Source organism: Stenotrophomonas sp. YAU14A_MKIMI4_1, from assembly GCF_003086855.1.
Taxonomy (GTDB): domain Bacteria; phylum Pseudomonadota; class Gammaproteobacteria; order Xanthomonadales; family Xanthomonadaceae; genus Stenotrophomonas.
Genome location: NZ_CP025998.1, coordinates 3,227,234 through 3,242,709, shown reverse-complemented (window position 1 = coordinate 3,242,709; position 15,476 = coordinate 3,227,234). Strand labels below are relative to the sequence as shown.

16 protein-coding genes and 1 pseudogene are annotated in these 15,476 nt (G+C 67.6%); 12 read left to right on the top strand and 5 right to left on the bottom strand.

What is annotated here, in order from left to right; genetic code table 11:
• Positions 1-115 precede the first annotated feature (115 nt).
• From hflK to C1931_RS14890, 7 genes are all read left to right on the top strand, one after another.
• A complete protein-coding gene (hflK, locus tag C1931_RS14920) occupies positions 116-1,252 on the top strand; it encodes an FtsH protease activity modulator HflK (RefSeq protein ID WP_108756894.1) in 1,137 nt (378 codons plus the stop codon).
• Positions 1,249-2,112, top strand: coding sequence for a protease modulator HflC (locus C1931_RS14915; protein ID WP_108750747.1), 864 nt, complete (start codon positions 1,249-1,251; stop codon positions 2,110-2,112). Before hflK ends, C1931_RS14915 begins: the two co-directional genes overlap by 4 nt.
• Positions 2,113-2,178: 66 nt before the next feature.
• Complete coding sequence (locus tag C1931_RS14910) at positions 2,179-2,364, top strand: DUF2065 family protein (protein WP_108750746.1); 186 nt, start codon at positions 2,179-2,181, stop codon at positions 2,362-2,364.
• 281 nt (positions 2,365-2,645) lie between these two features.
• The gene (locus tag C1931_RS14905; protein ID WP_108753832.1) at positions 2,646-3,938 is read left to right on the top strand and encodes an adenylosuccinate synthase; all 1,293 of its coding nucleotides are present in this window, start codon (positions 2,646-2,648) and stop codon (positions 3,936-3,938) included.
• Between the two features lie 125 nt (positions 3,939-4,063).
• Complete coding sequence (locus C1931_RS14900; protein ID WP_108756893.1) at positions 4,064-4,708, top strand: hypothetical protein; 645 nt, start codon at positions 4,064-4,066, stop codon at positions 4,706-4,708.
• Between the two features lie 62 nt (positions 4,709-4,770).
• Positions 4,771-5,415 carry a transcriptional regulator gene (locus C1931_RS14895; protein WP_234412830.1) on the top strand — a complete coding sequence of 215 codons (645 nt, stop codon included), beginning with the start codon at positions 4,771-4,773 and terminating at the stop codon, positions 5,413-5,415.
• Positions 5,378-5,785, top strand: a complete 408-nt coding sequence (locus C1931_RS14890) for a hypothetical protein (RefSeq protein ID WP_108756891.1) — start codon at positions 5,378-5,380, stop codon at positions 5,783-5,785. Before C1931_RS14895 ends, C1931_RS14890 begins: the two co-directional genes overlap by 38 nt.
• Here C1931_RS14890 and C1931_RS14885 read toward each other — a convergent pair.
• The 3 genes from C1931_RS14885 to C1931_RS14875 form a co-directional block, all read right to left on the bottom strand.
• Positions 5,782-6,414, bottom strand: a complete 633-nt coding sequence (locus C1931_RS14885; protein ID WP_108756890.1) for a M23 family metallopeptidase — start codon at positions 6,412-6,414, stop codon at positions 5,782-5,784. The genes C1931_RS14890 and C1931_RS14885 overlap by 4 nt on opposite strands.
• Positions 6,415-6,418: 4 nt before the next feature.
• Entirely contained in the window at positions 6,419-7,375 is a 957-nt protein-coding gene (locus C1931_RS14880) for a L,D-transpeptidase (RefSeq protein WP_108757780.1), read from the bottom strand.
• Between the two features lie 91 nt (positions 7,376-7,466).
• Positions 7,467-7,886 carry a hypothetical protein gene (locus C1931_RS14875; protein ID WP_108756889.1) on the bottom strand — a complete coding sequence of 140 codons (420 nt, stop codon included), beginning with the start codon at positions 7,884-7,886 and terminating at the stop codon, positions 7,467-7,469.
• Between the two features lie 77 nt (positions 7,887-7,963).
• Here C1931_RS14875 and C1931_RS14870 point away from each other — a divergent pair, with 77 nt between their 5' ends.
• The 4 genes from C1931_RS14870 (at position 7,964) to C1931_RS14855 (ending at position 12,259) form a co-directional block, all read left to right on the top strand.
• On the top strand, positions 7,964-8,323 hold the full coding sequence (locus C1931_RS14870) for a MerR family transcriptional regulator (protein ID WP_108756888.1): 360 nt from the start codon (positions 7,964-7,966) through the stop codon (positions 8,321-8,323).
• 113 nt (positions 8,324-8,436) lie between these two features.
• On the top strand, positions 8,437-10,563 hold the full coding sequence (locus tag C1931_RS14865) for a methyl-accepting chemotaxis protein (protein WP_108756887.1): 2,127 nt from the start codon (positions 8,437-8,439) through the stop codon (positions 10,561-10,563).
• A gap of 176 nt (positions 10,564-10,739) precedes the next feature.
• On the top strand, positions 10,740-11,543 hold the full coding sequence (locus C1931_RS14860; protein WP_108756886.1) for a hypothetical protein: 804 nt from the start codon (positions 10,740-10,742) through the stop codon (positions 11,541-11,543).
• A 26-nt stretch (positions 11,544-11,569) separates the two neighbouring features.
• A complete protein-coding gene (locus C1931_RS14855) occupies positions 11,570-12,259 on the top strand; it encodes an alpha/beta hydrolase (RefSeq protein WP_108757779.1) in 690 nt (229 codons plus the stop codon).
• 11 nt (positions 12,260-12,270) lie between these two features.
• Here the strand turns inward: C1931_RS14855 and C1931_RS14850 are convergent, their stop codons facing one another.
• A complete protein-coding gene (locus C1931_RS14850; RefSeq protein WP_108753823.1) occupies positions 12,271-12,453 on the bottom strand; it encodes a hypothetical protein in 183 nt (60 codons plus the stop codon).
• Positions 12,454-12,476: 23 nt separating this feature from the next.
• Positions 12,477-14,510 (bottom strand): annotated as a pseudogene (locus tag C1931_RS14845) (catalase); the annotation flags it as partial.
• Between the two features lie 181 nt (positions 14,511-14,691).
• On the opposite strand from C1931_RS14845, the gene C1931_RS14840 reads away from it, so the two are divergent.
• A complete protein-coding gene (locus tag C1931_RS14840; RefSeq protein WP_108753821.1) occupies positions 14,692-15,402 on the top strand; it encodes an AraC family transcriptional regulator in 711 nt (236 codons plus the stop codon).
• Positions 15,403-15,476: the final 74 nt, after the last annotated feature.

The window sequence follows — 15,476 nt, the reverse complement described above, 5'->3', positions numbered from 1 at the left end:
GCGTCATCACCCTTTCAATCCTGCCGGTCCGCCCCATCTTGTATGATCGGAGATGGTTCACGGCTGGCGTTGCGGGAAGGGCCCGCGTCGCAGCCCATATCTTGATGGAGCGTGCATGGCCTGGAATACACCCGGCGGCAACAAGGGCGGACAAGGCCCCGAGGACAATCGACGTGGGCCGTTCCGGTCGCGCGGCGGTGGCAATGGCGGTGGCTGGGGCGGTCTGCCCGGGCCGCTGAAGGATCTGTTCGACGGGGGCATCCTGCGTTGGGTGGCGGCGGCGGTGGTGCTGCTGGTGCTGTTCTCCAGCTTCCAGCTGATCGGCGAACAGCAGCGCGGCGTGGTGCTGCGCTTCGGCCAGTTCTCGCGCATCCTGACCCCTGGCCCGAACTTCAAGCTGCCGTGGCCGATCGAATCGGTCACCAAGGTCAACGCCACCGAGATCAAGACCTTCTCGATCCAGGTGCCGGTGCTGACCCGCGACGAGAACATCGTCAATGTCTCGTTGAACGTGCAGTACCGCATCGACGACCCGCAGCAGTACCTGTTCGGTACGGTCGATGCCAACCAGGTGCTGGAGCAGTCGGCGCAGAGCGCGGTGCGTGAGGAAGTCGGCCGTGCCGACCTCAATGCCGTGCTGAACAACCGTGGTCCGCTGGCCGTGGCCGCCGAAGAACGCCTGCAGGCGCTGCTGAAGGCGTTCAAGACCGGCCTGACCGTGACCGGCCTGACCCTGCAGGACGCCCGTCCGCCGGAAGAGGTCAAGCCGGCCTTCGACGAGGTCAACGGCGCCCAGCAGGTCAAGGAACGCCTGATCAACGAGGCCCAGGCCTACGCCGCCAAGGTGGTGCCCGAAGCGCGTGGCCAGGCCTCGCGTGCCCGTACCACCGCCGAAGGCTACAAGCAGGCCGTGGTGTCCAAGGCCGAGGGTGACGCGCAGCGCTTCAGCCTGTTGCAGGCCCAGTACAAGAACTCGCCCGAGGTGACCCGCAAGCGCCTGTGGCTGGAAACCGTGCAGCAGGTGCTGAGCGAGAACCGCAAGGTGATCGGTGGCGATGGCCGCCAGCTGATCTACGTGCCGATGACCGGCGATACCCGCCCCAGCGCCTCGGCGCCGGCCCCGGTGGTGAACCCGGAGGTGGTGATGCCGTCGCTGCCGGGCGCCACGGCGGTGGAAGCTTCCCGTGACCCGGGCCGGCCGGTCGGCCGCCCGACCGGGCGACCCAGTGGCCGTGAGGAGGGCAGCCGATGAGAAGTTCGATGTGGATTGCGGTCGCCGTAGCGGCCCTGCTGGGCCTGCTGGGCTCGGTCTATGTGGTGCGTGAAGACCAGACGGCGATGGTGCTGAACCTGGGCAAGGTGGTCCGTTCGGACATCAAGCCGGGCCTGCACTTCAAACTGCCGGTGGTGGAAACGGTGCGTGTGTTCGATCGCCGCTTCCAGGTGCTGGACACCGCCCCGGCACGTTACTTCACCGCCGAGCAGAAGGACGTCAGCGTCGACTTCTTCGCCATCGGCTACATCTCCAACGTGGGCGACTACTTCCGTGCCACCGGTGGCGACCCGCGCGTGGCCAATGCCCGCCTGGCACCGATCATCACCGATTCGCTGCGCAACCAGATCAACTCGCGCACCCTGCAGCAGCTGGTCTCCGGTGACCGCAGCGAACTGATCGCCGAACAGCTCAAGGGCATCAACGAAGCGGTGGCCGGGCTGGGCATGCAGATGATCGACCTGCGCATCAAGCAGGTGGACCTGCCGACCGACAGCCAGGTGATCAACGACGTGTACGAGCGCATGCGCGCCCAGCGCAAGCAGGAAGCGGCCAAGCTGCGCGCCGAGGGCGAAGAGCAGTCGCTGACCATCCGCGCCCAGGCTGACCGCGACAGCACCGTGCTGATCGCCGAGGCCGAGCGTGATGCCCAGCGCCTGCGCGGTGAAGGCGATGCCGATGCCGCACGCATCTACGGCCAGGCCGGCGCTGCCGACCCGTCGTTCTACGCGTTCTACCGCAGCCTGGAGGCCTACCGTGGCTCCATGACCGACGGTAACGGCGTGATCGTGCTGGACAAGAATGACCCGTTCCTGCAGTACCTGAAGAACGACCGCTGAGTTTCACGCATCACCCACGGGGCCCGGCCAACTGCCGGGCCCCGTGCTTTTTCCGGAGTTCCCCCCATGAAAGACCTGTTCGCCGCCCTCTGCCTGGTGGCGGTGCTGGAAGGGCTGCTGTTGTTTGCCGCGCCGCTGGCCTGGAAGCGCATGGCCGAGCGCCTGCTGGACCTGCCCAGCCCGGCCCTGCGCAGCTTCGGCGGGCTGGTGCTGCTGGCCGGCCTGAGCCTGCTGTGGTGGGCCCGGCACTAGTGGCGGGCCGGGGTCAGAGCCCTTTCCTGCGGAAAGGGATCCGACCCCATCCAGTCGGCTGACCGGCCGGTGAAGCCGTCCGTCGGAAGGGTGGCAGCGGACCCCGGAAACCCGGATAATGCACAAAAGCCGGACGGGCCTCCCCGTTCGGCTTTTTCCGTGTCTGGGCCATCCATCGCCGGCCGCTCCCCGTTTGGAGCCGCCACCCACGCGCTGGCCAGCCCCGCCATGGGTCAACCGTCCGCGGCCCCGATGGCCGCAACAAAATCGAGGAGCCCGTCATGGGTCAGTCTGTCGTAGTGTTGGGTGCCCAGTGGGGCGATGAAGGCAAGGGCAAGATCGTCGATCTGCTTACTGAGGAAATCGGCGCCGTCGTGCGCTTCCAGGGCGGCCACAACGCCGGCCACACGCTGGTCATCAACGGCAAGAAGACCGTCCTGCACCTGATTCCGTCGGGCATCCTGCGTGACGATGCGCTGTGCCTGATCGGCAACGGCGTGGTGATCTCGCCGGCCGCACTGCAGAAGGAAATCGCCGAGCTGGAAACCTCCGGCGTGGAAGTGCGTTCGCGCCTGAAGATCTCCCCGGCCGCGCCGCTGATCATGCCGTACCACATCGCCCTGGACCAGGCGCGCGAGCGCGCTGCCGGTGGCAAGGCGATCGGCACCACCGGTCGCGGCATCGGTCCGGCCTACGAAGACAAGGTGGCGCGTCGCGGCATCCGCATCGCCGACCTGCATTACCCCAAGCAGCTGGAAGAACTGCTGCGCACCGCGCTGGATTACCACAACTTCGTGCTGACCAAGTACCTGGGCACCGAAGCGGTCGATTTCCAGAAGACCTACGACGAAGCGCTGGCCTTCGGCGAATACGTGCAGCCGATGAAGTCCGACGTGGCCGGCATCCTGCATGACCTGCGCAAGCAGGGTAAGCGCGTACTGTTCGAAGGCGCGCAGGGCGCCCTGCTGGACATCGACCACGGCACCTACCCGTACGTCACCAGCTCCAACACCACCGTCGGCGGTGCGCTGGCCGGTACCGGCGTGGGCGCCGATTCGATCGACTACGTGCTGGGCATCGCCAAGGCCTACGCCACCCGCGTCGGCGGCGGCCCGTTCCCGACCGAGCTGGACGATGAAATCGGCCAGGGCATCCGTGACCGCGGCGCCGAATACGGTGCCTCCACCGGTCGCCCGCGTCGCTGCGGCTGGATGGACATTGTGGCGCTGAAGCGCGCCGTGGCCATCAACGGCATCAGCGGCCTGTGCATCACCAAGCTGGACGTGCTGGACGGCATGGAAAAGCTGAAGGTCTGCATTGCCTACGAATACAACGGCAAGCGTACCGAGTACGCGCCGCTGGACGCGCAGGGCTGGGAAGACTGCACCCCGGTGTACCTGGAGTTCCCGGGCTGGAGCGAGAACACCCACGGCATCACCAACTGGGACGACCTGCCGCCGGCCGCACGCGCCTACCTGCGTTCGCTGGAAGAGCTGGCCGGCTGCCCGATCAGCATCGTCTCCACCGGCCCGGACCGCGACCACACCATGGTGCTGCAGGACCCGTTCGCCTGAGCGATTGACCGGTAGCGCCGGGCCATGCCCGGCGTCGTTGCAAGGAGAAGCCCCGCGCAAGCGGGGCTTTTTCGTTACTGTGTGGGCCATGCCTGCAGGGACGTAGCGCAATGACGAGGACAACGGTGAAGGGCGAGACGGTCGCGCGGGTCACCCTGTGGGTGTTGTGGAGCCTGTGGGGGCTGGCCTGCGTTGTGCTGCTGCTGGGCGCGGTCGCCAACCATCTCGCGTCGCGCACGCAGACGGTGCCGCTGCGCTTGCAGCCGGGCGCGTCTGCACAGGTGACGGTCTACCGCTTCATTGATGATCGCCTGCGGCTGCGCCTGCGCTATCTGCCCGAGGCAGCGGATCCGGCGCTGGACCCCACGGTGCGGTTCAGCGTGGAAACCCCCACACAGCAGGCGCAGTTCCGCACCAGCGTACGTGCCGGCCCTCCGACCACGGACGTCGTGCGCCGGCTGGAAACCATCGCGGGCGGGGGACTGTTTGACGCGTACTTCGGTTACGGCCGCGGCGATGCGCTGCCGCGCGGCCGTTCCTGGTTGCGGGTGACCGTGCTGGATGTCGAGCCGGCGCTGGCTGGACGTGCGGCTTCGGTGGAGTTGTTGCCGCCAATGGACGTGCTGAAGCTGACCGATCTGGATTACGTGTGGTTATGGCCATTCTTCTTCTGGCAGCCGCTGGCCTTGGGCCTGCTGATCGTCGGCGCCGGGCTGGCGATCGCCAGCATCGCCCTGCGCCGCTGGCGCCGCCGCGTATCCGCCCGGTAGCGCCGGGCCATGCCTGGCGAGGCACTTGCCAAATACCCAATATGGGCACAATAATGCCCAATATGGGTATATCCGCCGCCACTGCCTCTTCATCCGGCCCCATCGGGTTGGCCGACGCGCTGTTCACCCAGACCCAGCAACGGGTGCTGGCCCTGCTGTTCGGTCAGGACCGCAGCGATTTCAGCATTTCCGAACTGATCAGCGGCAGTGGCGCCGGCTCGGGCGCCGTGCAGCGCGAAGTGGCCAAGCTGGTCGCCAGCGGTCTGGTGAACCAACGCAAGGTGGGCAACCAGAAGCGCTACCGGGCCAACGCGCAGTCGCCCATCTACGCCGAACTGGTGTCGCTGGTGCACAAGACCGTGGGCCTGGCCGGTCCGCTGCGCGATGCATTGCAGCCACTGCAGGACCAGATCACCTGTGCATTCGTGTACGGATCGGTGGCCAAGCGCAGCGACACCGCGCACAGCGACATCGATCTGCTGCTGGTGTCCAATACCTTGGGCTATGCTGAACTGATGGCCGCGCTGGACCCGCTGGAGGCCCGCCTCGGGCGGCCCGTGAACCCGACGCTGTACACGCACGACGAACTGAGCGAGCGCCTGCGCAAAGGCAATGCCTTCCTGCAGCGGGTGCTGGAACAACCCAAGCTGTGGGTGATTGGAGGAAAGGATGACCTCGCCTTTGCAGAACCTGGTGGGGCCGGGTAAGCCGCTTTCGCTGGAGCCGCCGGATGCGCGCGAGATCGAGGGACTGCAGCGTTCCGGCCTGGCGCGCCTGCGCGATGCACGCAACGCCACGCTTTCGCTGGAAAGCCGCTTCGACCTGGCCTACAACGCGGCCCACGCGCTGAGCCTGGCGGCACTGCGCGGGCAGGGCTACCGGCCAAGCAACCGCTACATCGTGTTCCAGTCACTGAAGCACACCTTGGGCGTTGGCCCGGAGGTCTGGCGCGTACTGGACAAGTGCCACCAGCAGCGCAACCTGGCCGAGTACGAGGGCGAGCTGGATGTCAGTGGTCGCCTGGTCGAAGACCTGATTGCCGCGTGCGAGGCGGTGCGGGTTGCTTCTGGGATTTAGAACAATGGATACGGGTTGATCGATTCACCCTTCCACCACTGCTTCTCCGGCCCCAGCACATGCACCTCGAAATGCAGGTGTGGGGCATCGGCGCTGGCATTGCCGGTGCTGCCCACATAACCGATCACATCGCCGCGCTTGATCGCCTGTTTTTCCGCCAGGCCGTCGGCGTAGCGCTGCAGGTGCGCGTAGTAGTAGCACCATTGCCCGCTGGGTTCGAACTGGTAGACGGTCAAGCCACCGCGCTCGCTGTCGAACAGCTTTTCCACTGTACCGTCGGCCACCGCCAGTACCGGCGTGCCGGCCGGCGCCATGATGTCGATGGCATCGTGCACGCGTCCTTCGCTGCGCGCATCGGTGAAGGTGTCACGCAACTGCGCGCGCTGCACGCCCTGCACCGGCAGCAGCAGGCCGATCGGTTGCGCAGCGGCGGCGCCAGCGGTTGGCGCCACGGCAGGCGAGGGCGCCGGCGCAGTGGCCGGCTCGGGCTCAGCCAACACCGCGGGCGCGGCCTGCACCACGGCCTGCGCTGGCGTCGACGCAGGTGCAGGCCCAGCCTCACGCCGCAGCCACCAGCCCAGCCCCAGACCGAGCACCACTCCCAGCACGATCAGCTGCGACAGCCGCATGGCATCACTCCTGCATCACCACGGGCACCGATTCGTCCACCGCATCGGCCACGCGCAGCGCATCCCAGTTGGTCATGCGCACGCAGCCATGCGATTCGGTCTTGCCCACGTGGCCGGGTTCGGGGGTGCCGTGCAGGCCGTAATGCGGCTTGGACAGATCGATCCAGACCCGGCCAACCGGATTGTTCGGGCCCGGCGGCAGCGTCGCCTTCTTGTCGCCCTTGCGGGCATCCCAGAACAGCTTCGGGTTGTAGTGGAACGGCGGGTCGCGGAACACGCCGAGGATCTTCCATTCGCCGATCGGCAGCGGATCGTGCTCGCTGCCGGAGGACACCGGCACCTGCGCGATCACCTTGCCCTGCGCATCCAGCAGCTGCAGGGTGGAATCGGATTTGTCGATCAGCACCTTGGCCGCTTTTGCCAGCGGCGCTGGGGCGATGTTGGGTACCTGGATGCGACTGCCGGCCTTGCCCAGGTCCACGCCGGGGTTCAGCGCTTTCAGCAGCTCGGGTGAGGCGTGGAAGCGCTCGCCCAGCGCTTCTTCCACGCTGGCGTAGCCCAGGGCTTTCAGCTTGGCCTGCGCAGCAGGTGTCTTCGGTACCGGCTGGAACGGCCCGGCCACGTCTTCTTCCGTCAGCGTGTAGCTGGCCAGTGGCGCGGTGGCATCGGCCTGCAGCGCCTTCCAGGTGGCATCGTCCAGTTCACCGGTCACTGTCAGCCCGTGCGCGGCCTGGAAGCCCGACACCGCGCGGCGCTGGTTGCTGCCCACTTCGCCATCGATCTGGCCGGGCGAAAAATTGGCGCGGTCCAGCAGTACCTGTGCGTGCAGCGGCGATCGCAGTGCGGTGTCCGGGCCGGCCTGCTCGGCAATGGGGGCGGGCAGGCCGGCGGGCGGCGCCTGCGCGAACACAGGGCTGGCCAACAGCGAAAGCGCAAGGACGGCTACACGGGGTGAAAGCATGGAAAGCTCCTGCGGGGTACGCATGCACCATGCCTGTGCCCCGCGGCCAGCCTGCGTGAACGCGCCGCCTTGGGTCTGTGAAGCGGGACGGTCAGGGCGTGTCTGCCTTCTCGACCGCAGGCCGCGCAATCCGTTGCAGCTGCAGTACGCCGAACGCCACTTCGGCCGCGGTGAACAGCAGCACGATGCTGCTGGCCCCGTGTACCACGGCGTACACCTGCCAGACAGCAAACAAGCCGCGGGCAACGGCATCCAGGCGTCCCATCAGCACGCTGGGCGCCCACCAGCGCGCCAGTGACCACACCACCACGACCGATCCAAGCAGGTTGGCCAGCAACATGTGCAGGGGGTCCAGCGCCGGCACCGTGCCGGGCAGCGACCACGCGGCGGCCAGCGCGGCCATGGCCGCGTGCACGGCGGCGAAGCCCCAGGGCAGGGCGAAGGGCAGGGTGACCAGCAGGTCGTAGGCGGCGCTGGCACGGACGATACGCAGATAGGAGGGGAGCTGCATGGAGCACTCGTTCGCTGAAAGAGCGCCCACTGTCAGGCCTGAAGTAAACTTCAGGGTCAAGCTTTGTTGGAGCATCCATGCGCATCGGCGAATTGGCCCAGGCCTGCGGGCTGTCCCGCGAAGCACTGCGCTTCTACGAGAAGCAGGGCCTGATCGGCGCCCGCCGGCTGGGCAACGGCTACCGCGACTACCCGCCGGAAACGGCGATGCTGGTGCACTACATCCGCACCGCACAGCAACTGGGCTTCACCCTGGCCGAGATCGGCCAGCGCCTGCCCGCCCTGTGGCAGCAGGAGGACGCCGGCGCACTGCTGGCCATCGCCCTGCAGCAGAAGCTGGCCGATATCGATGCGCGCATCCATGCCCTGAGTGCGCTGCGCGATGACCTGTCCAGCCGCTTGGCCAGTGCCTGCCCGCTGCAGCCCAGCGCTGGCTGAGGTGAGTCGGCTGCACAACGTGAACGGCACCGGAAGCGTTCACACTGCGTGCGTCAAGGCGGCGTGAGGGCAGGCCGATAAGGTCGGACCCCCCCACGTCTTTGGATGCATCGATGAACTACTTGAGGAACGTCAGGGTTGCCTGGCGTCTTGGCCTTGGCTTTGGCCTGCTGTTGCTGCTGGTCGCGGCCGTGGTCGCTACCGGTGCCACCGCCACTGCCGTGCAGAAGCACGCCATGCAGCAGGTTGTGGACGTAAGCGTGGCCAAGGTGCGGCTGCTGTCGGAAATGCTGGACGCCAACAACCAGATGATGGTCGTGCGCCGCGAGATGCTGATCCGCCAGGGCGACGCCCGCGAGGCCGACGAGCAGCGCATTGCCGACCTGGTCAAGCGCTACGAAACCAGCTGGACCCGCTACCAGGCGCTGCCCGGTGATGCCGACGGCAAGGCGATTGGCGAGGCCATCGCGGCAAAGCGCGCCATCGCACGGCCCCTCAACAAGCAGACCAGCGAGCTGATGTCGCAGGGCGATTTCCCCGGCGCGGTGGCCCTGACCCTGGGCCCGGTGCAGGAAGCAGCCAATGGCTGGAACCAGGCCCTGGCCGATGGCGTGGCCTACGAGGAAAAGGAAAGCCGCGAAGCGGCCGCCGAAGCCATCCGCCTGGGCGAGCGCAGCCTGCTGCAGTTGTTGGTGCTGGGCGGCGTTGCGCTGCTGGTCGGCATTGCGGCCTCGGTGATGATCGGTCGCAGCATGACCGCGCCGCTGGCGCGTGCCGTGCAGTTGGCCCAGCGCCTGTCCAAGGGCGAACTGGACCAGGAATTCCGCCTGGGTGGCCGCGATGAGCTGACCCAGCTGGGCGAGGCCATGGCCAGCGTGCGGCAGAGCGTACAGGCCGCCATCGGCGCGCAGCTGCAGATGGCCGAGCAGCACGAGGCCGGCGCGATCCGTTACCGCATGGACGCAAGCGCCTTCCCCGGCGACTTCGGCCGCATGGTGCAGGCCACCAACACGCTGGTGGAATCGCACGTGCAGGTGGAACTGCTGATGGCCGAGGTCATGCAGCGCTACGCGATTGGCGATCTCAGCCGCGACCTGCCGCAGTACCCGGGCGAGAAGGGCGAATTCACCCGCACCCTGGCCGCGGTGAAGCAGAGCCTGATGGCCATCAGTGCGCAGATCGATGGTCTGGCCCGTGCAGCGGGCGCCGGCGATTTCAGCGTGCGTGGCGATGCCGCCGCGTTCCAGTTCCAGTACCAGGCCATGGTCGAGCATCTGAACGCGATGATGGCCAGCTCGCAGTCCAGCATTTCCGACGTGTCCGACGTGCTGCAGGCCATTGCCCAGGGCGATCTGACCGCGCGCATGGACGGCCAGTACCAGGGCGTGTTCGCGCGCATGCGCGACGATGCCAACACCACCACCGCACAGCTGACCGGCATCGTGCGCGGCATCCAGGATGCCGCCGGCAGCATCAACAACGCGGCGCAGGAACTGGCCGCCGGCAACAGTGACCTGTCGCGCCGTACCGAACAGCAGGCAGCGAATCTGGAAGAAGCAGCGGCTTCGATGGAAGAGCTGACCTCGACCGTGCGCCAGAATGCCGAGCTGGCCCGCCAGGCCGACAGCGAAGCCCATGCGGCCGGTGCCGCGGTGCGTGCCACCGAGCAGGCCATGGCGCAGATGGCAACGGTGATGGGTGAGATCGACCAGTCCTCGGCACGCATTTCGGAAATCTCCGCCACCATCGACGGCATCGCGTTCCAGACCAATATCCTGGCGCTGAACGCCGCCGTGGAAGCAGCGCGTGCCGGCGAGCAGGGGCGTGGCTTTGCCGTGGTGGCCAGTGAAGTGCGCACCCTGGCCCAGCGTGCCGGCGTGGCCGCCAAGGAGATCAAGGAGCTGATCGACGATTCGGCGGCCAAGGTACGCAGCGGCCTGGACGTGACGGTGGAGTCGCAGGCCGCCATTGCCCGCCTGGCCCAGGCCAGCGCACGCACCAACCAGCTGATGAGCGATATTGCCGCGGCCAGCAAGGAACAGGCGGCCGGTATCGAGCAGGTCAACCAGGTGGTGGTGCAGATGGACCAGGTGACCCAGCAGAACGCGGCGCTGGTGGAAGAAGCCACCGCAGCCAGCCGCGCGCTGGAAGAGCAGGCCGAGGCGCTGGCCACGTCGGTGGCGGTGTTCCAGTTGGAGCAGGGCGGTGCAGCCCGCCCCGCGGTGGCGCGCGCGGCCTGACCGGCCGCCCCCGGTAGGGTCGAGCTTGCTCGACGCTACCGGGACTGCGGCGGTCAAGAACGTAGAGTCGAGCTTGCTCGACTGCTCTTGATCTACCCACGCAGGCAGTCGAGCAAGCTCGACTCTACCGCCGGGCGCCGTTTTCGGCGATGCTCGGGGGCAAAGGGGGATCGCGCATGGACAGCAGGGAACCGGAACCGGCCTATGGCGATGTGCCGCGGCTGCAGGATATCGAGGTCGTGGCCGTTGCCGCGCGGGAACCACCGACCGACTGGTCGATGCTGCCGCTGACCCGTGGCGACGATGATTCCCTGGTGATGCGGGCCCTGCGGCGCATGCGCCGCGAACCGGCGCTGCTGTTCACCGTGGCCTATCTGCTGGTGTCACTGCTGGGCCTGTGGTGCAGTTTCTGGTTCTACCAGGGCTTTGAACTGTCGATTCTGGATTACATGCAGCCCAGCGACTTCCTGGTGGCCGGCATGCGCGACCCCGCCTACGTGCTGTTGCTGCTGCTGGGCGTGTTGCTGGTGCTGCTGGTCAGCTGGCCCGACACCCTGCGCGCGCGCAACGCGGCCAAGCTGCAGACGCTGCGCCAGCGCAGCATGCTGTGGCGGGTGGTGCTGTCGCGCTCGGTGCTGACCAGCTGGGATGGAGTGGGGCTGCGCGCCCTCACCGCGATGACCTTGGGTGTGGCCGGGTTCATGGCCGTCGGCGCAGCGAACTATGTGATGGTGCGCGGCGAGCAGATCCGCAACCACGGGCGCGGCGAAGTCGTGCAACTGCAGCTCAATGGCGATGCAGCACCGTTGCCGGGCACCGCACGCCTGCTCGGTTCCAGCAGCGCCTTCCTGTTCGTCTGGTGGCCACAGCAGCGGCGCGCCGAAGCGATTCCGATCGCCGCCGTGCGCAAGCTGCAGGCGCTGCCGGTGGCGGTGCGCACGCCGGCGCCGGCCGCACCCGCGCCGGGGGCGCCACGTTGACCGGCCCGGTGCCGCCCTGCCTGGTGATGCTGCCGGGGCTGGATGGCACCGGCCACCTGTCGATCGCGTTCCTGGCCGCCGTCCGCGCGCACGGTGTGCCCACCCGCGCGCTGGCCCTGCCCAGCAACGGCCCGCAGGACTACGCCAGCCTGCTGCAGCTGCTGCGCCCGCAGCTGCCCAGCCAGCCGTTCGTGCTGCTGGGTGAATCCTTCGCCGGCCCGTTGGCCATGCAGTTGGCGGCCGAGGCGCCACCCGCGCTGCGCGGACTGGCACTGTGCACCACCTTCGCGCGCCGGCCGTTGCCGGTTCCGGCTGCCGGTGCAGCGTTGCTCGCGCCCGCCTGGCCACTGCCGGCGTGGCCGATGCCACCGTTGCTGCTGCTGTCGCGGCTCTTGTTGGGGCGCTGGCGCAGCCGGCAGACCGTGCGTGAGCTGCGCCTGGCGCTGGCCCAGGTGCCAGCAGCCACGCTGCGCCAGCGTGCTGCCGCCACCCTGCGCGTGGATGCGCGCCAGGCACTGCCGCGCATCGCGGTGCCCACGTTGTGCCTGCAGGCCCGCCAGGATCGCCTGCTGTGGCCGCCCAGCGTGGCCGAACTGCAGGCGCTGCTGCCGGACGCCCGGCATGTCACCCTGGAAGGGCCACACCTGCTGCTGCAGGCGCGCACCGACGCGGCCGCCACCGTGGTGTCCAGTTGGGTGAAGGCCCTGCCGGGCTGACGCGCCGTTCGCTAGCGGTGGTCCTTGCGCCCACTGCCACTGCGCTTGCCACCGCCGTCCTGCTTGTTCACGGTGGCCCAGGCAATACGCTCGGCCGTGCTCTTGCTGGCGCCCCGCTCGCGTTCGCTTTCTTCGATGTGCGCGGCCTGGCGCTTCTGCTTGTCGGTGTACGCGGATTTGTCACCCTGGGACATGTCGTTTCTCCGGGAAGGAAGATTCAGGCCAGCAGGCGCAGCTTGGGTTCGCGCGCCCATTGGCGGGTGGCCGCGGCAGCCAGGAAACCCTTGGCGTTCTCGGCCTCGACGATGCCGGCATCGTTGCCCACGCGCGCGGCCTTCAACAGCGCCTGGCCACCGGCATCGCTGGCGATCGCCTTCAGATGGGCCCAGGCATGGCTGACGAACTCCACGGCGGCCGCTTCCTTGACCAGCCCCTTGGCCGCGTCTGCGCTGAGCACCACCGCCACCGCATCGAACAGCACCGACGGCGTGCCGGCCAACTGGCCGTCGGCGGCCTGCACCTTGCCGTCGCTCAGGCGCGCACCGCCTACCTTCGGCGCGACCAGCTTCACCTCGGCGCCGGCCTTCTGTGCGGCCTTGCGCAGGCTGGCGATCAACCCCGCGTCCGAGCCTTCGTCGAACAGGATGCCGATGCAGCGCCCCTGCAGCGTGTCCTTGGTACGGCCGATGATGCGCACTTCGGGCACGGCGGGCATGTCGCGTGCCGGTGTTGCGGTCGGCGCAGGTTCGGGCAGGTCTGCCAGCGCCAGTCCGTCGGCCACGCGTTTGGCCAGCGACTCATCGATGTTGCGCAGGTGGCTGACGGTGCGCACGCGCACCTTCAGCGTTTCCACCTTCGACAGTTCAAACACCAGGGACGAGGCGAGGTGTGCCTGCTCTGGCTTTTCCAGGCTGCGGAAGAACGCCCGCGCCTGGCTGTAGTGGTCGGCGAAGCTCTCCGCACGGGTGCGCCCTTTGCGTCCGTCGTCGGCCGTGGCGTGGCTGCGGAAACCGGCCTGCGTCTCGCGCGGGCTGTTGTCTTCCAGCGAACTGGGGTCATACGCCACGCGCCCCTTCGGCACCTGCATCTGCATGTGCCCATCGCGCTGGTGGTTGGCGAAGGGGCACTTGGGCGCATTGACCGGAATCTGATGGAAGTTCGGGCCGCCCAGCCGGGTCAGCTGCGTATCCAGGTACGAGAACAACCGGCCCTGCAGCAGCGGGTCGTTGCTGAAGTCGATGCCCGGCGGCACATTGGCCGGGCAGAAGGCCACCTGTTCGGTTTCGGCAAAGAAGTTGTCCGGCCAGCGGTCCAGCACCATCCTGCCGATCACCTGCAGCGGCACCAGCGATTCGGGAATGATCTTGGTCGGGTCCAGGTGGTCGAACGGGAACGACTCGGCGTCTTCCTCACTGAACAGCTGCACGGCCAGTTCCCATTCGGGGAAGTCGCCGCGTTGGATGGCCTCGAACAGGTCGCGACGGTGGAAGTCATTGTCGGCGGCCTGCAGCTTCACCGCTTCGTCCCAGACGGTGGACTGGATGCCCAGTTTCGGCCGCCAGTGGAACTTGACGAAGGTGGAATCGCCGGCCTCGTTCAACAGGCGGAAGCTGTGCACGCCGAAGCCTTCGATCATGCGCAGCGACCGCGGAATGGCGCGATCGCTCATCGCCCACATGATCATGTGCATCGATTCGGGCATCAGCGAAATGAAATCCCAGAACGTATCGTGCGCGCTGCCGGCCTGCGGGTAGCCGCGGTCCGGCTCCATTTTCACCGCGTGCACCAGGTCGGGGAATTTCATCGCGTCCTGAATGAAGAACACCGGGATGTTGTTGCCGACCAGGTCCCAGTTGCCTTCCGGCGTGTAGAACTTCACCGCGAAGCCGCGCACATCGCGTGGGGTATCGACCGAGCCGGCACCGCCGGCCACGGTGGAGAAGCGGGTGAACACCGGCGTCTTCGTGCCCACCTCGGTGAGCACGCGGGCGCGGGTGTACTTGCCCAGCGACGTGGTCAACTGGAAATAGCCATGGGCCGCAGTGCCGCGCGCATGCACGATGCGTTCGGGAATGCGCTCATGGTCGAAGTGGGTGATCTTCTCGCGGAGGATGAAATCCTCCAGCAGGGTGGGGCCGCGCGGCCCCTGGCGCAGCGAATTCTGGTTGTCGGCCACCGCGATACCCTGGGCGGTGGTCATGGCCGGGTGCGTGCCACCGGCCTGCAGGTGCAGTTCGTCACCCTCGCCGCGCGGCGGGTTCTGGGTCTTCTGCGACGGGGCGGTTGCGCGCTTGCCGGTGGGCTTGCTGGCGGCCATCAGGGTGTCTCCGGGGTACGAGGGGGCAGGGCATGACAGTCGCGCCCTGTCCGTTAACCCACGGTCCGCCGCGGGTGAACGTACGGGCAAAAGCCGGCTCGGGTATGCTTGCCGCATGCGAGTCGAGCCCACCGACATCGAAGCCCTGTTCGACGCCATTCCGGACGTGCTGTTCTTCATGAAGGACCGGCAGGGGCGCTATACCCACGTCAACCAGACCATGCTGCGGCGGCTGGGGCTGCGTGCGCGCAAGGACGTGATCGGGCGCACTGCCGCCGAGATCTATCCCACCGGCCTGAGCGCCGACTACGTGGACCAGGACGCGCGCGTGCTGGGCGGTGAAGTGATCGAGAACCTGATGGAACTGCACCTGTTCGCCAACCGCGAGCCGGGCTGGTGCCTGACCTGCAAGCGGCCGCTGCTGGTGGAGGGGCAGATCCAGGGCCTGATCGGCATCTCCCGCGACCTGGGGCAGAAGGACAGCCTGGGCGCGCAGTACGAACAGCTGCGGCTGGCGCTGGCGCATCTGAACGCGCACTACGCCGAAAACGTGCGCATGCAGACCCTGCTGGACATCACCGGCTTCTCGCTGTCCAAGCTCGAGCGCAGCTTCCGCAAGGTGTTCCAGATGACCCCGCAGCAGGTGCTGACCCGCCTGCGCATCCAGATGGCCATGCACCTGCTGCACGGCCAGGACAGCATTGCCTGCATCGGCCAGGCCTGTGGGTTCAGTGACCAGAGCGCGTTCACCCGTAAATTCAAGGCGGAAACCGGCTTTTCGCCGCGCGCCTACCGGGCCCGCATCGGCGAACCGCTGCCGGCCTGAGTGCCCTGCTGCACTGTGCCTATCCCGCCGGGTGGGGGACAATGTAAGGTGTCGCCCCTGTAGCCGCCGCCAGC